The organism is Streptomyces sp. BBFR2 (assembly GCF_044497305.1).
Classification (GTDB): domain Bacteria; phylum Actinomycetota; class Actinomycetes; order Streptomycetales; family Streptomycetaceae; genus Streptomyces.
The window spans coordinates 569,136-588,691 of the sequence record NZ_CP172415.1; the positions used below are offsets into that span (position 1 = coordinate 569,136).

The window sequence follows — 19,556 nt, forward strand, 5'->3', positions numbered from 1 at the left end:
TCCACGCTTGTCGTACAACTGTAACGTCGAGGTATGACCGTCACTCATGAAGTCGTGAATCAGCCGCCGCCGCTGACCGGTTTCACCGCCGCGGACGAGCCGGCCCTGCTGGAGACCTTGCGCCGGGAGGGCGCCGGATGGGGCGAGCGGGAGGTGGCCGAACTGGGCGCGCTGGCGGGCAGTGCGGCCGTCCAGGAACAGGCCCGCTGGGCGGAGGAGGTGCCGCCCCGGCTGCACACCCACGACCGCTTCGGCCACCGCGTCGACGAGGTCGCCTTCCACCCCGCCTGGCATCAGTTGATGACGGTCGCCGTGGACCAGGGGCTGCACGCCGCGCCCTGGGCCGACGAGCGGCCCGGCGCCCACCTGGTGCGCGCCGCGAAGTTCTACCTCTGGTCCCAGGCGGAGCCGGGCCACGGCTGCCCCGTCTCGATGACGTACGCCGCCGTCCCCGCGCTGCGGGCCGAGCCCGAGCTGGCGGCGGTGTACGAACCGCTGCTGACCTCGCGGGTCTACGACTTCGGGCTGCGGCCGCCGCTGGCCAAGTCCGGCCTGATCGCGGGCATGTCGATGACGGAGAAGCAGGGCGGCTCCGACGTCCGCGCCAACACCACGCGCGCGGTGGCGGCGGCCGACGGGACCTACCGGATCACCGGACACAAGTGGTTCACCTCCGCACCGATGAGCGATGTCTTCCTGACCCTGGCACAGACCGCGGAGGGTCTGAGCTGTTTTCTGCTACCGCGCGTCCTGCCGGACGGCAGCCGCAACGGGCTGCGGCTGATGCGGCTGAAGGACAAACTCGGCAACCGCTCGAACGCCTCGGCGGAGATCGAGTACGAGGCGGCGGTGGCCTGGCCGGTGGGTGAGCCGGGGCGCGGGGTGCGCACCATCGTGGAGATGGTCAACATGACCCGCCTGGACTGCGTGCTGGGCTCCGCCGCCGCGATGCGGGCCGGACTGCGGCAGGCGCTGCACCACACCGCGCACCGGCAGGCGTTCGGCCGGGCCCTCGACCACCAGCCGCTGATGCGCTCCGTCCTCGCGGACCTCGCCGTCGAGTCGGAGGCGGCGACGCTGCTGGGGATGCGGCTGGCGGCGGCCGTGGACCGCTCGCAGGCCGGGGACGCGCACGAGGCGGCGCTGCGGCGGCTGGCGCTGGCCGCCGCCAAGTACTGGGTCTGCAAGCGCGGCAGCACCCATGTGGGTGAGGCGCTGGAGTGCCTGGGCGGCAACGGCTACGTCGAGGAGTCCGGCATGCCGCGGCTCTACCGGGAGGCGCCGCTGCTGTCGATCTGGGAGGGCTCGGGCAATGTCGCGGCGCTCGACGTGCTGCGGGCGCTGCACCGCGAACCGGAGGCGCTCCAGGCGTACTTCGCGGAGGTCGACGCCGCGGCGGGCGCCGACCGGCGGCTGGACGCCGCCGCCGCCGGGCTGCGCGCACTCCTGGGCGAGCTGGACGACCCGGAGCGGGCGCAACTGCTGGCCCGCACCCTCGCCGAGCGGATGGCCCTGGTGCTGCAGGGCGCGCTGCTGGTGCGGCACAGCTCCCCCGCGGTCGCCGACGCGTTCTGCGCCTCCCGCCTCGACGGCGCCTGGGGCAACGCCTTCGGCACCCTGCCCCCCGGCACGGACCTCACCGCGATCCTGGAACGCACCCGTACCGGTGACGCGGGCTGAGCCCGGGACGGCGGACGGGACGGACGGCGCGGGAGGGAAGCGCGCCCGGCGGCACGGCACCGCGGGCGCGCGGCAGAGGGAGTTCGCTCCGGTCGGTCAGGGCGGAGGGAGGGCTCCACGGGGTGCGGAGGGACCGCGCCGCGGGGCACGGAAGAGAGCCGCCGGGGCTCGGAGGGCGGAAGCCGCCGGGCCGCCGGGGCGGTAGCCTCCGGCCATGCCCTTCGACGACGAGATCGCCCCGGTGGCCGTGGTCGCCCACCGTCCGTGCTGGCCGGAGGAGTTCGCCGAGCACGCGGCCCGGCTGCGGGCCCTGCTGGGGGACCTCGTGGTCACGGTCGACCACGTCGGCTCCACCTCCGTGCCGGGGCTGGCGGCGAAGGACTGCCTCGACATCCAGGTACGGACGGTGCCGCTCGGCGCGGAGGTCACGGAGCGGGCCGCCGCGCTGCTCGGGGCGGCCGGATTCCGCCTGCGCCCCGAGCCGTGGAACCGTACCGAGGTCTCGTCCGGCCACCGCTGCCGCAAGCTGGTCTTCGCCCCGCCTCCCGGTGCCCGGCGGATCAACGTCCATCTGCGCGAGCACGGCGGGCCCAACGCCCGGTACGCGCTGCTCTTCCGCGACCATCTGCGCGCGGACGGAACCGCCCGGGACGCCTGGGGCGCGTTCAAACAGCGGCTGGCCGCCGCCGTCCCGGACCTCGCCGCCTACGGACAGATCAAACAACCGGCCACCGAGGTACTGATGCTCGGGGCCGAACGCTGGGCGGCGGCCACGGGATGGGAGCCGTCCTGAAACGGGCCCGGCGCGGTGCGGCGTACGGCTCCTGACCGTCCGCCGGCGCACCGGACGACCGCCGCCCCGTACACAGGACCGTGGCGTTCGGCCCCGCCGCTACCGGGCCCCGTCCCACCAGACGGCGACGCCCGCGGCGAGTGTGCCGACGGCGGGGAGGGCGACACGGCCGAAGCCCCGGCCGGTGTCCGGGAGCGGCGCCCGCGCCGGGCGGCGGCCCGCGGGTTCCCTCCCGTCGGCGCCTCGGCCGGCGGGGCGGGACGGTCCGGAGGGGGCGGACGGTCCCGGGGCCGCCGGGGCGCGCGTGATCGTGAACGAGGCGATGGCCACGGGCCGTCCGTCCGACGGTGCGCACCGCGCGTCGATCACACCGCGCACGCTGCCGTCCGACGCCCGTCCGACGAGATGCAGTACGAGGTCACCGGCGGTGAGCCGGCCGGAGCCCGGGCGGCTGAAGGTCATCGCGGGCGCGCTGCCGTGCGCCGCCAGGACCAGCGGGCCGGCTGCCGGGACGGGGGTCCGGGGGATGGTGAGGGCCACCGGGACCTGACGGTCGCCCTGCGGTGCGGCCACGCCGATCCGCGCGGTCACCGTCCCCTCGGCGCTCGCCACCCCGACCTGGCCGAGCAGTGAGGTGATGCCCGCGTCCACCGGTGTCGTGGCGCCGATCGGGAACGTCCGGCTGCGCGCGCCGACCGCGACCGTGCCCGGGACCTCCGTGGTGAGCCGCGCCGTGGCCCGCTGTTCGCCGATCCAGGGCAGTTGGCAGGTGTACGCGAGCGGGGGTCCGGAGCCTGCGGCCGCCGCCGGGGCGCCGCCCGCCCCCGCCACGGTGAGGGCGGCCACGGCGGCCACCACCGGGCAGCGGGCGCGCCGTATCCCGCCCGGACGCCGCTTCCGCCTCGGACCTGTCGTCGGTGTGGGTGTGCCGTACCCGGCGGACATGGATCACCCCCGTGATCGTCCGTTGTGGACCGGTCGGTACGTCATGACCGGCTGTTCCCGCATTCAGGACGCTTGTCCTGCCGCGGGTGGTTCCGGGGCGGGCGCGCGCGGGGCGTGCCGGGTCCGGAAGTCGTGCGCCAGATGGTCCTGGAGGCTGGCGTGACGGAACTGGTAGACCGGACCGGCCCGGCGCAGCACGCCCCGGCTGCGGGCGTCGTCCAGGAAGGCGATCAGGGCCCAGGGCAGGCGGCGGGTGAGCGGCAGCCAGATCCGGGCGAGGGCCACCCACTGGCCCCACGCGGTGAAGCTCAGCCCGTATCCGAGGCCGCCGCCGATGGCGCCCTCGATGCCGAAGACCAGCCCGGTCAGCACCCCGCGGACCGGCCCCTCCGTGAGTCCTGCGGCGAACCCGCCGGGGATTCCGAACAGCAGCAGCCAGACCAGCAGATGGGCGACGACGTTCCGGCGGTTGGTGTGCAGCAGGTCCGCGGCGCTGACCGCCGTATCGGTGGCGAGGGGGACCTCCAGGCGGGTCATGATGCCGAGCACCAGCCCGGCGCCCAGCCCGACCTGGAGCGGGAACAGGAGCACGCCCCGCAGCCCGCCGTCGAGTCCGTCGTGGAACCCGAGCGGCGCCACCACGCACCGGTCGACCAGTACCAGCGCCAGCCCGGCCGGCACTCCGAACGCGACGCCCAGCAGGAAGCGGCGGCCGAACGGCACGCACCGCTCCCGGTCCCCGCCGAAGAGCTGTATCCGCAGGTGCGAGGGGGTGGCCGGGGTTCCCCGGGCGAGGCGTCCGTACACGATGCCGAAGACCAGGCCGGCGATGGCGCCGTGCAGCAGGCCGACCAGGATGCCGCGGGTGACGGCGAACCCGGGGCCGTACCCGGTGGCGACGAGGTCCACCGGGATGTTGCCGATGCCGGTGGTCAGGCCGAAGGCGAGCGCGGCGAGGAAGCCGATCACGCGCGTACGGGCGGCGCGGGACATGGTGGTGCCCACCTCCCACCAGGCGAGATCGTGGGTGCCGCGGGCGTTCAGGTGGGCGGCGAGGTGGCCGAGCCAGTGCCGGGCGCGGTCCGCCCGCCAGCGGCGTCCGGTGGTCGCGCGGCCGTCCGGTACGCGGTCGTAGACGGCGGGGAGGAAGGCGGCGATGAGGTGGGCCCGCAGGGCCGCGGGGCCGGTGAAGCGCGCAGTGTCCAGGAGTTCGGCGGGGTCGCGTCCGGGGGCGTCGCTGTAGACGGCGCGGGCGAGGGAGACCATCAGCGGGGTGGTGAGGACCTCCTTGAGGCGGGCCGCGCCGGGGTCGGGCCGCGCCGCCCGGAGCCGCCGCAGGACCGGCCCCCATCCCTGGTCGTCCGGGGCGTCGCGGGCGGACGGCCGGGTGGCCCGGCTCAGGTAGTGGCCGTAGTCGTCGACGGTGAGGGGGCACAGCTCGACGACGGCGGCCCGGCCGAGGACTCCGGTGGCCTCCACCGCCGCGCGGTACTCGTCGGGGCGGCTGGTGAGCAGCAGGGGCAGATCGGTGTGGCGCAGCACGTCGAGCGCCCGGGGCCGCAGCCCCTCGGCCAGTTCGTCGAAACCGTCGAGCACGGGCAGGATGCGGCGCGCGTCGACCAGGGCATCGGCGAGCGTGCCGCCGTGCGTGGCCGGGGAGGCCAGAAAGGGGTGGTCGCGCACGAGTTGGCCGCTCATCCAGTCGCGCAGCGGGACGGCGGACGGGTCCCACGCCCCCAGGCCGAAAAGCACCGGTACGGGTGCGCCGGGCTCCCGCGCGGCCAGCCGGTCGAGGACGAAGCGCAGGGTGAGGACCGACTTCCCGGCCCCGGCCTCGCCGAGCACCACCAGGCGGCCGGACGGCAGCGACGCGTGCACCGCCGCGATCTGCCCGAGCCCGCCGTCCAGCGGGAGCGGCCCCGCGGCCCGCGCGGAGGAGATGCCGCGGATGGTCTCCCAGTGGTCGTACAGGTCCCGGGCCGGGGTGCAGCGGAAGCGCACGTCCAGCGGGAAGGGATGGTGCACCTTCCGCAGTTCCTGTTCCTTCCGCCACTGCCGGTCCAGGTCGCGGACGAGCCGCCCGGCGGCCTCGCGCACCTCCGGCGGTTCGTCCGGTCCGGGTGCGTCCGGTCCGCCGCCCGGCGGCAGGGCGGTGAGCGCCTCGCGGCCGGACGGCAGTCCGATCAGGTCGCACAGCGCGTCGCGCCGGTCGCCGGGCAGCCGGTACCAGCCCGCCACCGGGCTCGCCACGAGGCGGCCGGGGCCGTCGGCCGCGGGCTGTTCGCTGACCACGCCGATCAGCCGGCCGCCGCTCCACACCGCGGCGCCCGACATGCCCTCCCACGGCGAGTGCCCCGGATCGCTCCCCGGCCCGTCCACGGTGATCTCCAGCAGTCCGGCGCGGAGATACGACAGCGGGGTCGCCGAGCCGCGGGCGTGGTGGGTGTCGCGGTAGCGGGACGGGGCGCCTTCGGCGGCCGCGGGGTCGCGGCGCAGCCGGAAGCGGGGGAACCCCAGCGCCTCGCACGGCACGGGCGCCGTGAGACGGGCGAACCGTACCGGCGGCGCCCAGGGGCCGCCCGGCAACTCCGCTCCGTCCGCGATCCGCAGGACCGCGACATCGGTGCGGGCGTCCGTCCAGACCGGCTCGGCGGGCAGTTCGGCCGCGCCGCCGTCCTCGGTGAGGAAGCGCAGCCGGATCGCCGCCGCACCGCTGACCACGTGGGCGGCGGTGAGCACGGCGTCGCCGCTGACCCGGTAGCCGGAGCCGCGCCACCGGGTCCCCGCGCTCCGTTCGGTGAGGATCTGGACCACCCGCCGGGGGTCGGGGCCGCCCGGCGCGTACGTCCCGGAGGTCACGACTCGTCGGGCGCCGCGGTTCCGGCCACGTAGGCCGGGCGTTCCGAGGCGTCCGGGCCGGTGAGGGCCGGCCGCAGGGCGAGGGTGAGGCGCTGGGTCGAGGTGGCGGTGGCGGTGGCTTCCGCGCCGGTCTCCACCACCCAGAACTTGACCTTCGCCCCCGCGTTCCCGGTGCGCTCCAGCGCCACCGAGACCTCCAGCTCGATCGTTCCCAGCTCGAAGCGGAGGGTTTCCCCCTCGGCCGCGGTGACCGCCCGTTCCAGCTCGTCCCGCAGATCCTTGATCACGCTCGACAGCTCGATCACGCCGTTCCCCTTCGCCGAGCACCGGTGGGCCAGGACTGTAGCGGGGCGGCGGGGCGGCGCACAGCGCTCCTTCGGCCGCTTCGGGGGCGGGGCGGCGCGACGGAGCGCAGGGGGCGCACGCCGGGCGCGGCACCCCACCCCTCCATGACACCGAGTGCACTGCGATCCCCCGCCATCCGGCACTCGGTGTCGTACATACGTCCACTTCGTCTTCATCGGACCTTCACCATCAGCCCCGGCGGCCGTGAGAGAAAGCCAGGCATGTGCGACGACGAACTGATCCCGCCGCGGGCGGACATGACCGAGGACCAGTGGCTGCGGGACGAGGCCGTGCGGCCCGCGGAGGGGGCGGCGGCGCCGCGGACGACCGGACGCACCGTGCCGTGGGTGAACCGCCGGACGCTGCTGGGCGGTGCCGTGGCGGGCGCCGCGCTCGGGGTGTTGCCGCTCGGCGCGGCGGGCCGGACGGCCGCCGCCGCGTCCCCCGCCGGCGAGGACGGCGCGTTCCCGTTCCCCGAACGCCCGGGCCGTGAGGGGGAGTTCGCCGTGCTGGTGACGGGCGACGCGGGCACCGGCGACGAGGCGCAGTACGCGGTGGCCGCCGCGGCGCGCGATGTGTGCCGGGCCGAGGGCGTGGGGCTGGCCGTCGGGCTCGGGGACAACATCTACGAGAACGGGCCGGAGTCCGACCACGACTCGGAGTTCCAGGACAAGTTCGAGAAGCCGAACGCCGGTATCGACGTGCCGTGGCTGATGGTCCTCGGCAACCACGACTGCTCCGGACTGATCCCGGGCAGCGGCGGCGATCCGTCCCGTGGCGACCGCGAGGTGGCGTACGCGGCGACGTCGCGCCGCTGGTACATGCCGGAGCGCTACTACAGCGTGCCGGTGCCGGCCGACCGGCCGCTGGTGGAGTTCTTCGCGATCGACACCATCCCGTGGTCGTCCTACGTCGCCCAGACCGACCCGGAGTACCGCTGGGACGGCCCGTACATGCGCGGGCAGCGGGAGTGGCTGGACGGCGCGCTGCGCGCCTCGCGGGCCCGCTGGAAGATCGTCCTGGGCCATCACCCGTACCTCAACAACGGTAAGCACGGCAGCGCCGGCGCGTACGACGGCTTCACCATCGGGCACTACACCAGCGGCGTCCACCTCAAGGAGATGTACGAGGAGGTCGTCCTCGGGCGCGCCGATCTGATCCTCTCCGGGCACGACCACACCTCGCAGCTTCTGGAGCCGACGGCACGGACCGGCGGCACCCGGCAGGTGGTGTGCGGCGCGTCCGGCAAGACCGGCGACGGCAAGGCCCACTTCGGCCACCCGGCCGCCTGGCAGAACTTCTCCGACCACGGCTTCATGCTGCTGAAGGTGTCGGGCGCGGCGCTGACGCTCGACGCGTACACCGTCGACGTCGCCACCCGCAAGGCCACCCGGGCCCACCGGATCCGCACCACGACGCCGGTGGGCGGGGCGCGGGTGGGGGCGCCGGTGTGACGCACGCGCCCGCACCCGCCGGGTGCGGGCGGACGGTCCGGCACGGCACGGCAGCCCCGGCGGTGCGCCTGCCGGAAGCCTGTAGCGGCGTAGCGGCCCTGTCCGCCACGGCAGTTCACCGTCCGGTCCGCGCGGCGGCGCCCCGGGCCGGCCAGACGAAGGTGACCGACGCGCGGGCCGGGAGGCGGTAGACCGCGTGGTGGCCGTGCCAGGTGAGGACGGTGCGGCGGGGCGTGTCGGTGGCGTTGTAGGCGATCACGGCGGTGGAGCCGTCGGGGTTGCGCCAGGCCACGTCGGGGACCTCGGCGCTGGTGGTGGAGGCGATGCGGCGGGCGCCCGGCCGGACGAACTTCGTCAGATGGCCCATCGTGTAGTACTCGACGGTGCGGTCGACGCTGCCGTGGGCGGCGTCACCGCGGTGGACGGTGACCAGGCCGGTGCAGGTGGCGCAACCGCCGTGGTGCGGACCGCCGTTCTGGTCCACCGCGAGGGACCACTTGACCCAACTGCTGCTCCAGTTGCGGGTGGCGGCGATGAGGTCGCGCAGGTCCTCGCGGTGCTGGTCGGCGACCCACGCCCCGCCGGAGTTCTCGGTGCCGAACGCCGCGAGGCGCGGATGGCGGTCGTGGACCCGGCTCTGCTCGGCGACGTCCCCCGCGTAGCCGTGCCAGGCCACGCCGCCGAAGTTGGGGTGCCCGCGGATCGCCGGGTCACCGACGACGGGCGCGCCGAAGCGTGCGTAGCGGTCCCAGTTCCAGTCCAGCGCGAGGACCTTGGTGCGCAGCCCGGCGCCGCGCAGCGCGGGCAGCAGCGCGTCCCGGGTGAAGCGTGCGAGCCCGGCGCCGGTCCAGCGCATCGACGGCAGACCGGCGCAGCAGGTGGGTTCGTTCTGCGCGGAGACGTACGCCACCGGGACACCGTGGGCCCTGTACGCCTGGAGGTACTTGACGAAGTAACGGGCGTAGGTGCCGTGGTACCGCGCCCGCAGCCGTCCCTGGTCGAGGCTGCCGTTGTCCTTCATCCAGGCGGGCGCGGTCCAGGGGGAGGCCATGACCGTGAGCGCCGGGTTGAGGGCGCGGGCGCGGGCGGTGAGCGGGAGGATGTCGGCGAGGTCGTGGCCGACGGAGAAGTGGCGCAGGTCCGGGTCGGTGCGGCCGGCGGGCAGATCGTCGTAGGTGTAGCCGTAGCGGGCGAGGTCGGAGGCGCCCATGGGGTTGCGGAGGAAGCTGAGGCCGATGCCGTGGCGGCGGTCGAAGAGGGCGCGCAGCGTCGCCTCGCGGGTCGCGTCGTCGAGGGTGCGGCTGCTGCCCAGCAGCCACGCCGCGGTGTCGGTGAAGGACGCGCCGCCGCCCCGGAACGTCTGGTACGTCCGCGACGGATCAACGGTGATCCCGCCGCCGGGCCCGGGCCGGAAGGTCAGCGGGCGCTGCCGCTCCAGGCCCTTGCCGACGGTGCGGCCGCCGGGGTCGGTGGTGGTCGTCAGGTAGACCTGGACCCGCGGCGGGGCGGCGGGACGGCGCGGTCCCGGGTCCTGGCCGGCCGCGACCAGGGCGGTCGCCCCGGCGAGCGCGGCGACCGTGGTGGCGGCGAGGAGGCGGCGGAGGCGTCCGGGGGGCATGGGCGTGCCTTCCTGGGGCGGGCGGCGGCCCGCCGGGGTGCGCCGTCGCCCTGAGGGCGCCGGGGAGACGGGCCGGGCCGTTCCATGGTTCGAGATCTGACGGGCCCACGTCAAGAATGCCCTGGGCGGGGCAGCGGGACATGCGGCCCGGCCCGGCCCGGCCTAGGGTTGAGCGCATGTCCTGCTGGATATCGGCCCTGGTCAACGGCGCGCGGCCGGGGGCCCGGGGGCCGCTCGCCCGCGCGGCGCCGCACCGCCCGGAGCGGGCGGCGGTGTCGTCCGTCCCCCCGTCCTGTACGCCCGCGCCGGCCGGGCCACGGGCGCTTCGGTGACCGCCGGGAGCGGCGGCGGTCACGGTCGCCGCTACGATCCGCTGGCCGCCCCGGGGGTGCGCACGGTGCCCGAGGAGGTGCCGGACGTCTCGCACCACGAGCCGATCGGGCTGCGCCGCCGCCTCGACCTCAACCTCATGGGCACCTTCGACTGGGATCTGTCCGCCGGCCGGATGGACCTCGACGAGGGCGCGCTGCGCCTGTACGACCTGCGGGCCGACGAGTGGGACGGCGAGCCGCTGTCGCTGGCCGCGCGGGTCCCGCCGGAGGAGGGCGCGCGGCTGGACCGGGCGGTGTCGCTGGCGCTCCAGGACGGCGCCTCCTCGTACGGCGCGTACTTCCGGGTGCGGTTCCGTGACGGGACGATGCACTGGGCGCACTCCCAGGGCCGGATCCTGCACGACGCGGGCGGTATGCCGTACCGGGTCATCGGGGTGGTGCGCGAGGCGTCGAACGAGCTGGCGGACTCGGCGCTGCTGCGCTCGCTCCAGCAGGAGCGGCAGCGGCAGACGGTGATGGTGCAGCAGACCACGGCGGCGCTGGCGCGGGCGATGTCGGTGGCCGATGTGACGCGGGTGCTGACCGGTCCGGGCGGGGCGCGGCGGTTCGGGGCGGACGCGCTGATCCTGGGGCTGGTGGCGGGCGGCCGGTTCGAGGTGATCGCGGCCACCGGACTGGAGGGCGACGTGCCCGAGGACATGCTGCGCTCCCGGCTGGACGACACCCTGCCGCTGTCGGACACCGTGTCGTCGCGGCGCCCCAGCTTCCTGCGCACCCGCGGCGAGCTGCTCGCGCGCTTCCCGCGGCTGCGGCCGTACGGGGAGATGCTGCCGCCGGGCAGCGCGTCGTTCCTGCCGCTGGTGGCGCAGGACACCGTCATCGGCGCGCTGGGGCTCTTCGGCAACGAGCCGTCGGGGCAGTCCGCCGAGGCACGGAACCTCGCGCTGGCGCTGGCCGGGGTGGTGGCGCAGTCGTTGCAGCGGGCGACCCTCTTCGACCAGGAGCGGGAGTTCGCGACGGGCCTCCAGGCGACGATGCTGCCGCGCCGGGTGCCGGAGATCCCCGGCGGCGAGGTGACGGTGCGCTACCACCCGGCGAGCGTGGGCCGCGACATCGGCGGCGACTGGTACGACGTGATCGCCCTGCCGCAGGGCCGTACCGGGCTGGTGGTCGGTGACGTCGAGGGGCACGACACCCACGCGGCGGCGGTGATGGGGCAGTTGCGGATCGCGCTGCGGGCGTACGCGAGCGAGGGGCATCCGCCGGAGACGGTGCTGGTGCGGGCGTCGCGGTTCCTGGCGGAGCTGGAGACCGACCGGTTCGCGACGTGCACATATGTGCAGGCGGATCTGGACTCGGGGGCGCTGCACGTGGCGCGGGCCGGGCATCTGGGGCCGTTGGTCCGGGACGGCTCGGGGCATGTGGACTGGCCGGAGATCCGCGGCGGGCTGCCGCTGGGTGTGGCGACCGCGTTCGGGCACGACCACTTCCCCGAGACGCAGTTGTTCCTGGAGCCCGGCTCGACGCTGCTGCTGTGCAGCGACGGGCTCGTGGAACAGCCCGGACAGGACATCTCCCTCGGCATCGACGCGCTGACGGCGGCGGTGCGGGCCGGTCCCGAGGAGCTGGGACCGCTCGCCGACCAGCTCGCGGAGCTGCTGTGGTCGGCGCCCGGGTCGGAGGACGATCTGGCGCTGCTGTTGCTGCGGCGGCTGCCGGAGCCGGGCACCAGCGCGGTGCCCCGGCTGCGGCTCCACGTCCACCAGGCCGATCCGGCGGGCGCCGCCGACGTCCGCTCGGCGCTGCGGCGCACCGTGGACCAGTGGCGGGCCGGGCCGGTGATGCACGACGTCGAGGTGGCGGCGAGCGAGCTGATCGCCAACGCGCTGACGCACACGGACAGCGGGGCGCTGGTGACGATGGAGCTGCTGCCGGAGGAGCCGCGGCGGATCCGGCTGGAGGTCGAGGACCGCTCCAGCCAGTGGCCCCGGCGGCGCAGCCCCGGTGAGACGGCGACGTCCGGGCGGGGCCTGATGCTGGTGGAGGCGCTGGCGGACTCCTGGGGCGCCGAACCGCGCGGCTCCGGCAAGGCCCTGTGGTGCGAGTTCGTGGTGCCGGACGGGGAAAATCCTCCGGACGGGGAGGCCCCCGCGGACGGCGGGTGAGCGCCCGCACCGCCCGGCCCGCGGGTCAGTTGCGGCGGCCGAGCGCCTTGGCCTGGTCGTGGGCCCAGCCGGCCAGCAGGACGGCGAGCGCGGTCCCGGCGAGGTAGAGGCCGAGGGTCACCCCGAATCCGGCGTCCAGAGCGCCGAGGATCCCGGTGTGGCCGTGGTCGATGAGCAGCCGGATGGCGCCCTGCCCGAAGATCACCACGGCCACCGCCCCGATGATCTGCAACACGTCGTACTTCACGTCGCTCTCCCCCTCCTGCGTGGCACCGGCGGCGCGCGCACCGCGCCGCCGCACCGACCTGCCGGACGCCTCTGCGCCCCGGTCGGCGACGTTACGAACGTATCAGTGGGAGATCCCGGAAAATGGGCCCGAGAGGCCATTACGTCACACATTTTCACCGGGTACTGTGGCGATCGTGCGTGACGAAATTACGGAGGCCGCGGGGCGGGGCTGCGGGGAGTGCGGGGAGTGCGGGGCCGCGTTGCCGGGGGGCGGGCGGGGTCGGCCGGCCCGGTACTGCTCCCGGAACTGCCAGGCGCGGGCCTACCGGCGGCGCCGGAATCCGCCGCTGCCCCGGCCGGTGGCGGCACCCGCGGCGGACTCCCCGCGGCGGCGGCAGATCGCCGGGGCGGTGTGGCGGATCGCCGCCGCGCGGGGGCTGCACGCGGCGAGCATGCGGGAGATCGCCGCCGAGGCCGGGGTGTCGCTGCGGACCGTGCAGTACCACTTCAGCGGCAAACACCAACTCCTCGTCGACGCGCTGCGGTTGCTGCACGACGACAACGAGCGGCGGGCCCGCGCCCGTATCCGCCACGGCCCCGGGGACCCGCGCGGGCTGCTGCGGGCCGTGCTGGAGGAGTTCTTGCCGCTGGACGAGGAGCGGCGCACGGCGCTGCGGGTGCTCGCCGCGTACTACTCCCGCAGCCTGACCGATCCGGCGCTGGCCGCGGTCTTCCTCGGTCCGGAGCATCCGCTGGAGGATCTGGTCGCCGGGTTGCTGGAGCACGCGCGCGCCCAGGGGCGGTGCGCCCCCGGGGTGGACCCGCGGCACGAGGCCGATCTGCTGGTCTCCGGTGTGACGGGGCTCGGCGGCGACCTGCTGCACGGCCGCCGCTCGCCCGAGGCGGTGCTGCGCGTCCTCGACTACCACCTCGACCGGCTCGTCCCGCCGGACGGGCCCCGGGACTCCGCCTGACCGGACATGTGCCCCGGGCCGGCGCCCCCTACGGGCCGTACCCGGTCGCGGCCGGCCTACGGCCCGTACCAGAGGGTGGTGACGTTGCAGAACTCGCGGATGCCGTGGCCGGACAGTTCGCGGCCGTAGCCGGAGCGTTCGGTGCCGCCGAAGGGCAGGCCGGGGTGGGAGGCGGTCATGCCGTTGAAGAAGACGCCGCCGGCGCGCAGATCGCGGGCGAGGCGGTCCTGTTCGGCCTCGTCGCGGGTCCAGGCGTTGGAGCTGAGGCCGAACGGTGTGTCGTTGGCGACGGCGATCGCCTCGTCGAGGTCGGCGACGCGGTAGACCGAGGCGACCGGGCCGAACGCCTCCTCGTGGTGGATGCGCATCTCGGGGGTGAGGCCGGTGAGCACCGTCGGCTCGTAGAACCAGCCCGCGTGGCGGTCCGGCGGGCGGCGGGCGCCGCAGAGGGCGGTGGCGCCGCGGTGCACCGCGTCGTCGACCAGTTCCTCCAGGTCGGAGCGGCCCTGTTCGCTGGCGAGCGGGCCGACGTCGGTGTTCTCGTCCATCGGGTCGCCGACCGTCAGCGCGGCCATCGCGGCGGTGAACCGCTCGGCGAACGCGTCGTGGACGGCGGTGTGCAGGATGAAGCGTTTGGCGGCGATGCAGGACTGGCCGTTGTTCTGGACCCGGGCGGTCACCGCGGTGCGGACCGCGGCGTCGAGGTCGGCGGAGGGCAGCACCACGTACGGGTCGCTGCCGCCGAGTTCCAGCACGGTCTTCTTGATCTCGTCGCCGGCGACGGAGGAGACCGCGCGGCCGGCCGGTTCGCTGCCGGTGAGGGTGGCGGCCGCGATCCGCGGATCGCGCAGGACGCCCTCCACCGCGCCGGAGCCGATCAGCAGGGTCTGGAAGCAACCGGCCGGGAACCCGGCCCGGCGGAACAGTTCCTCCAGGTAGAGGGCGGTCTGCGGGACGTTGGACGCATGTTTGAGCAGTCCGGTGTTACCGGCCATCAGGGTCGGCGCGGCGAACCGTACGACCTGCCAGAGCGGGAAGTTCCACGGCATCACGGCGAGGACGACGCCCAGCGGGCGGTAGCGGACCACGGCGCGCGCGGCGCCGGAGTCACGGACGTCGGCGGGGTCGGGGTGTTCGTCGGCGAGGAGGGCGGCGGCGTGGTCGGCGTACCACCGCATGGTCTTGGCGCACTTGGCGGCCTCGGCGCGGGCCTGCGCGAGCGGTTTGCCCATCTCGGTGGTCATGGTGCGGGCGATGGCGTCGCGGTCCGCGTCCAGCAGTCCGGCGGCCTTGTGCAGCCATCCGGCGCGCGTGGCGAAGGAGGTGCGCCGGTGCGTGTCGTACGCCTGCTCGGCGAGGACCAGACGGTCTTCGAGTTCGCCCGGGTTGAGCGGTTCGAAGGTTTTCAGTGTCTCGCCGGTGGCCGGGTTGACCGTGGCGATGGCCATGGAGCGCCTCCTCGGTGGGGCGGGACGGGGCGGGGCGGGCCCGCGGCGGGACCCGGCCGCCGGGCCGCCGTCCGCGCGGTGGCTCAGCTCAGCGGCGACGGGGCCGGTGAGGGGTCCGGTACGGGATCGGGCCCCGGCGGGCGCGGGATCGGCGACGGTTCGGGACCGGGCGGTCCCGGGGCGGGCCCCGGTGGTGGTCCCGGCGGCGGTTGGGGGGCGGGGCCGGGCGGCGGACCGCCGGGCTCCGGGGCCGGGCCGTCCGGATCGGGCGGCGGACCACCGGGATCGGGCGGCAGCGGCACGGGCGGCTCCGGCACCGGCGCGGGACCGCCGGGGTCGGGCGGGGTGACCGCACCGGGCGCGGCGGACCCGCACCGCCCGTGGCCCGGAACACCGGACGTCTCCCGGCCGCGGCCCCGGTACGGGATCGGTTGCGGCTGCACGGCGTGCCTTTCGCAGGGGGACGGGGCTTGCGCCAGGGGTGAGGCACCGCGCGCCCGGGCGGACGCCGCGGACCTGCCCTGGGCCCCGTATCCGAGTCTGGCCCGTTCCCGGCCTGCCCGCACGCCCGGCCGGGACCGGGGCCCGGGGCGGGCGGCCGGCGGGTGCGGGGCTGTGCGGGGCTCTCCCCTACGGCCGGTCCCGGCTCCCCGACGGCCGGTCCCCGGCGGCCCCGCGCCCGCTCCGGCCGCATCCGCCGGGCGGCCCCCATCCGCCCGGCGGCCCGCTCCGTACGGCACGCCCGTCCGCTACGGCACGCCCGTCCGCTACGGCTGCGGGTCCCGGGCGTCGTAGCGGGCGAAGGCGCGGCGGCCCAGGCCGAGGGCGGTGACGGCCAGGACGCAGGCGAGGCCGCCGCCGATGACGGCGACCGCCGGGGAGGTCAGGTCGGCGGCCGAACCGGCGAGGAAGTCGCCCAGGCGCGGGCCGCCCGCGACGACCACGATGAAGACGCCCTGGAGGCGGCCGCGCATCCGGTCCGGGGTCGCGGCCTGGAGCATGGTGGAGCGGAAGACCATCGAGACGGTGTCGGCGCAGCCCGCGACGGCCAGGAAGAGCAGGCCGAGCCAGAGGTCGCGGGCCAGGCCGAAGGCGGCGACGGCCGCGCCCCAGGCGGCGACGGCCAGCAAGATCGCCAGACCGTGGCGGCGGATACCGCCGAGCCAGCCGGAGAACAGCCCGCCGAGGACGGCGCCGACGGCGGGCGCGGCGACCAGCAGCCCCACCGTCTTCGCGTCACCCGCGAACCACAGCACCGCGACGGCGGGGAACAGCGCCCGCGGCTGCGCCAGCACCATCGCGGCGAGGTCGGCGAAGAACGTCATCCGCAGGTTGGGGCGGGTGGCGAGGAACCGCAGCCCGTCCAGGACGGAGGCACGCCGCCGCGTACCGCCCCCGGCGTCGTCCGGTTCGGGCCGCATCGAGGGCAGCCGCCACATCGCGTACAGGGAGGCGCCGAAGGCGGCGACATCGATGAGGTACGCGGCCTGGTAGCCCCACAGCCCGACGATGACGCCGCCCAGCATCGGGCCGCCCATCAGGCCGAGGTTGCTGGTCAGGGAGTTGAGGGCGTTGGCGGCCGGGAGCTGCTCGACGGGCAGCAGCCGCGGGATCATCGACGAGCGGGCCGGGGAGTTCATCGCGAAACACACGGCCTGGAGCGCGACGACGCCGTAGAGCAGCGCCACATGATGGCGGCCGGTGAGCGCGGCGGCGGCCAGCACGACGGAGAGGACGGTGGCGCCGGACGCGCTGTAGAGGCCGAGTTTGCGGCGGTCGACGGTGTCGGCGATGGCGCCGCCGTAGAGACCGAAGACGACGAGGGGGACGAGGGAGCACAGGCCCACCAGGCCGACCGCGAAGGTGGAGTGGGTGAGGTCGTAGACCTGGAGGGAGACCGCGAGGGCGGTCATCTGCTGGCCCATCCAGGAGATCGTGTTGCCGCACCACAGCCGCCGGTAGTCCGGTGAGGTACGCAGCGGGGTGAGGTCGGCGAATATTCGCGAGCGCGGCGGCACGGGGTCCGTGGGGGATTTCGTTGCATCGGGCACGCGGAAGTAAAACACGGGCGGCCCGGCCTCTCCGGGGGCGGGCGGCGGGGCCGTTCTCCGGGGAGAGCTGTGGCCCGGCGGCCTTCCCGCGCGGGCGGGGCGGCCCGGTCCGGCGGCGCCCGGGGGACGTACACCGGTGCTCCTCCTCCGCGGACCGGGCGGCCGACTCGGGCCGCCCTCGGCGCCGCCGGGCCGCACCGGCTCTCCCGCGCGGGCGGTCCGGGGCGCCGTGCCCGCCGGGTCCGGGTCCGGCCCCCGGGGCGTCCGCCTGCCGTGTCCGTCCGCCGGGCCGTTCTCCACCGCCCGGCTCAGCCGGGCGGTGCCCCCTCCGCCACGAGCCGGGCGACGCCGTCGAGGAGGGCCCGCAGCCCCGTCTCGAAGAGACCGTCGAGCCGCAGGTCGTAGCCGTCCTCCCCCACCTCGTCGAGGAGCCGGGCGAGCGTCGGGTACGCGCCGGAGCCCAGCAGTGCGGACATCGCGGGCTCCTGGGCGTCCAGCCACTCCTCGTCCGTCAGCCCGGTCTGCCCGGCGGCGTGCGCCTCGCGTTCGGCGTGTACCGCCAGCCCCTGGATGTGGCTGTAGAGGAGGGCGTTGAGGTCGAGGACGGTCGCGGCGTCCAGCCCGTGGCCGTCGAGGGCGGCGAGCATCCACTCCGAGTAGTCGAGCAGCCGGGGCAGCAGTTGGGGGCGGGTCAGCGGGCCGGTCTGGGCGAGCCAGGGGTGCGCGCGGTGCACCCGCCACAGGGCACGGGCGCCCTCCTCCAGCCGGGTCCGCCAGGGCGCCGGGGTGCGCGGAGGGTCCAGTTCGCCGAGGACGGTGTCGGTCATCAGCGCGACGAGTTCGTCCTTGCCCCGCACATGGCGGTACGGCGACATCGCGGAGACCCCGACGCGGGCGGCCAGCGCCCGCATGGAGAGGGCGGGCAGCCCTTCGGCGTCGGCGAGTTCGATGGCGGCACGGACGAGACGGTCCCGCCCGAGGTCCCCGGCGGGCCCGGCGTCCCGGGGCGGCGCGGGTGCGGGGCGGCGGGGCGCGTCCCGGGGCGCGACGAGGGTCCCGGTGCGCCCCTCGGCGTGGATCAGGCCCTCCTGCCGGAGGACGGCGAGCGCCTTGGTGGCGGTGGCGAGCGCGACGCCGTGCTCCTGGGCGAGGCGGCGGGTGGCCGGTACCCGGTCGCCCGGGGCCAGTTCGCCGCTCTCGATCCGGCGGCGCAGCGTGGCGGCGATCCTCAGGTACGGCGGGTCGGGGCGCTCGGCCACGTCCTGCTCCTTCCGTGTGCGGCGCGCCGCCCGGTACGGCCGCGCCACCGCAATCTTTCCGGAAAACCCGCCCGGCCGCCGCTTCTGTACTAGCACAGCAGCCACCTGCGAAGACGGCCGCACCGACGCCGATGTCCTAGTACACAGAGGCGAGTTGAGGAATGAAAGCGCAGTTCACAGAGGTGGCGAACGACCTCGCGTACGCCGTACATTCTTCCTGCGTACACGGCGGTCCCGCCGCGTACACCTGATGAAGGGGGAACCCCATGCCGTCCGTCCTGATCTCCGGAGCGAGTGTCGCCGGGCTCGCCGCCGCCCACTGGCTGCGCCGTGGCGGCTGCGCGGTGACCGTCGTCGAGCGCGCCCCGGCGCCGCGTCCGGGCGGGCAGGCGGTGGACGTCCGCGGGGTCGCGCTCGATGTCCTGGAGCGCGGCGGTCAGTTGGCCGGGGCGCGGGAGCTGCGGACCACGATGCGCGGGATGTCGATGCTGGACGGCACCGGCGCCGAGCAGTGGCGCTCGACCGAGGCGACCTGGAGCGCCGGACGCCTGGACGGCCCGGACATCGAAATCTTCCGCGACGACCTCACGGAGCTGCTGCACCGGCACGCCCGGAACGGTGTGGATTACCTCTTCGACGACTCCGCGACCGCCCTGGAGCAGGACGCGGACGGCGTACGGGTCGACTTCCTCAGCGGGCGGCGGCGCACGTTCGACCTGGTGGTGGGCGCGGACGGCCTCCATTCGACGGTCCGGCGGCTGGCCTTCGGCCCGGAGGAGGCGTACCTCCGTCACCTGGGCGCGTACCTCGGCGTCTTCCGCACCGGCAACTTCCTCGGTCTGGAGGACTGGCAGGTGTGGCTGCGGGAGGGCGACGCGAGCCTGTGCCTCTACCCGGCGCGCGGCAACACCGAACTCCGCGCCCTCCTCGGCTTCCGCTCCGGCCCGCTCCCCCACGACCGGCGCGACACCGCCGCCCAGCAGGCGCTGCTCGCCGAGAAGCTGGGCCACCTGGGCGGCCCTGTACCGCGGTTGCTGGCGGCGATGCGGCAGGCACCGGACTTCTTCTTCGACGCGATGGCGCAGATCCACATGGACCGCTGGTCGGCGGGGCGGGTCGTGCTGATCGGCGACGCGGCGCACTGCCCGTCCCCGCTGTCCGGGCAGGGCAGCAGCCTGGCGCTGGCCGGGGCGTACGTCCTCGCCGACGAGGTGGGCCGGGCCGGCGGCGACCACCGTGCCGCGTTCGCCGGGTACGAGCGGCGGATGCGCCCGTTCGTCACCCTCAACCAGGCACTGGCCACGGAGAACATGGACGGCCCGGCCCCGGAGGAGTCCGTGGCGCACGCCAAGAACGCGCTGCGGCTGGACGGTTGAGCCGGGGCCGGTGACGCCGGTGCGCTCCC

The 19,556-nt window shown here is 75.7% G+C and carries 14 protein-coding genes; 6 read left to right on the forward strand and 8 right to left on the reverse strand.

What is annotated here, in order from left to right; genetic code table 11:
• Positions 1-33 precede the first annotated feature (33 nt).
• The gene (locus ACGH2B_RS02065; RefSeq protein WP_399083101.1) at positions 34-1,680 is read left to right on the forward strand and encodes an acyl-CoA dehydrogenase family protein; all 1,647 of its coding nucleotides are present in this window, start codon (positions 34-36) and stop codon (positions 1,678-1,680) included.
• Positions 1,681-1,894: 214 nt separating this feature from the next.
• Positions 1,895-2,473: a GrpB family protein gene (locus ACGH2B_RS02070; RefSeq protein WP_399083104.1), complete on the forward strand. Its 579-nt coding sequence runs from the start codon at positions 1,895-1,897 to the stop codon at positions 2,471-2,473.
• Between the two features lie 99 nt (positions 2,474-2,572).
• On the opposite strand, the gene ACGH2B_RS02075 is transcribed toward ACGH2B_RS02070, so the two are convergent.
• From ACGH2B_RS02075 to ACGH2B_RS02085, 3 genes are all read right to left on the reverse strand, one after another.
• Positions 2,573-3,319, reverse strand: coding sequence for a DUF6801 domain-containing protein (locus tag ACGH2B_RS02075; protein WP_399083107.1), 747 nt, complete (start codon positions 3,317-3,319; stop codon positions 2,573-2,575).
• 162 nt (positions 3,320-3,481) lie between these two features.
• Positions 3,482-6,277, reverse strand: coding sequence for a trypsin-like peptidase domain-containing protein (locus ACGH2B_RS02080; protein ID WP_399083110.1), 2,796 nt, complete (start codon positions 6,275-6,277; stop codon positions 3,482-3,484).
• Entirely contained in the window at positions 6,274-6,582 is a 309-nt protein-coding gene (locus tag ACGH2B_RS02085; protein ID WP_399083113.1) for a trypco2 family protein, read from the reverse strand. The genes ACGH2B_RS02080 and ACGH2B_RS02085 overlap by 4 nt, the downstream gene beginning before the upstream one ends.
• Positions 6,583-6,843: 261 nt before the next feature.
• Between ACGH2B_RS02085 and ACGH2B_RS02090 the strand changes: the two genes are divergently transcribed.
• Positions 6,844-8,076: a metallophosphoesterase gene (locus tag ACGH2B_RS02090; protein ID WP_399083116.1), complete on the forward strand. Its 1,233-nt coding sequence runs from the start codon at positions 6,844-6,846 to the stop codon at positions 8,074-8,076.
• Between the two features lie 115 nt (positions 8,077-8,191).
• On the opposite strand, the gene ACGH2B_RS02095 is transcribed toward ACGH2B_RS02090, so the two are convergent.
• Entirely contained in the window at positions 8,192-9,694 is a 1,503-nt protein-coding gene (locus tag ACGH2B_RS02095) for a glycoside hydrolase family 30 beta sandwich domain-containing protein (protein WP_399083119.1), read from the reverse strand.
• A 328-nt stretch (positions 9,695-10,022) separates the two neighbouring features.
• Between ACGH2B_RS02095 and ACGH2B_RS02100 the strand changes: the two genes are divergently transcribed.
• The gene (locus ACGH2B_RS02100) at positions 10,023-12,191 is read left to right on the forward strand and encodes a SpoIIE family protein phosphatase (RefSeq protein WP_399083122.1); all 2,169 of its coding nucleotides are present in this window, start codon (positions 10,023-10,025) and stop codon (positions 12,189-12,191) included.
• Positions 12,192-12,216: 25 nt separating this feature from the next.
• Here the strand turns inward: ACGH2B_RS02100 and ACGH2B_RS02105 are convergent, their stop codons facing one another.
• Entirely contained in the window at positions 12,217-12,438 is a 222-nt protein-coding gene (locus ACGH2B_RS02105) for a hypothetical protein (protein ID WP_399083125.1), read from the reverse strand.
• 340 nt (positions 12,439-12,778) lie between these two features.
• Between ACGH2B_RS02105 and ACGH2B_RS02110 the strand changes: the two genes are divergently transcribed.
• The gene (locus tag ACGH2B_RS02110) at positions 12,779-13,393 is read left to right on the forward strand and encodes a TetR/AcrR family transcriptional regulator (protein ID WP_399083128.1); all 615 of its coding nucleotides are present in this window, start codon (positions 12,779-12,781) and stop codon (positions 13,391-13,393) included.
• A 56-nt stretch (positions 13,394-13,449) separates the two neighbouring features.
• On the opposite strand, the gene ACGH2B_RS02115 is transcribed toward ACGH2B_RS02110, so the two are convergent.
• From ACGH2B_RS02115 to ACGH2B_RS02125, 3 genes are all read right to left on the reverse strand, one after another.
• Positions 13,450-14,841 (reverse strand): NADP-dependent succinic semialdehyde dehydrogenase, encoded by a 1,392-nt coding sequence (locus tag ACGH2B_RS02115; protein ID WP_399083130.1) that lies wholly within the window; start codon positions 14,839-14,841, stop codon positions 13,450-13,452.
• Between the two features lie 767 nt (positions 14,842-15,608).
• On the reverse strand, positions 15,609-16,892 hold the full coding sequence (locus ACGH2B_RS02120) for an MFS transporter (RefSeq protein WP_399083133.1): 1,284 nt from the start codon (positions 16,890-16,892) through the stop codon (positions 15,609-15,611).
• 308 nt (positions 16,893-17,200) lie between these two features.
• On the reverse strand, positions 17,201-18,151 hold the full coding sequence (locus ACGH2B_RS02125) for a GntR family transcriptional regulator (protein WP_399083136.1): 951 nt from the start codon (positions 18,149-18,151) through the stop codon (positions 17,201-17,203).
• Between the two features lie 266 nt (positions 18,152-18,417).
• Between ACGH2B_RS02125 and ACGH2B_RS02130 the strand changes: the two genes are divergently transcribed.
• The gene (locus ACGH2B_RS02130; protein ID WP_399083139.1) at positions 18,418-19,527 is read left to right on the forward strand and encodes an FAD-dependent monooxygenase; all 1,110 of its coding nucleotides are present in this window, start codon (positions 18,418-18,420) and stop codon (positions 19,525-19,527) included.
• Positions 19,528-19,556: the final 29 nt, after the last annotated feature.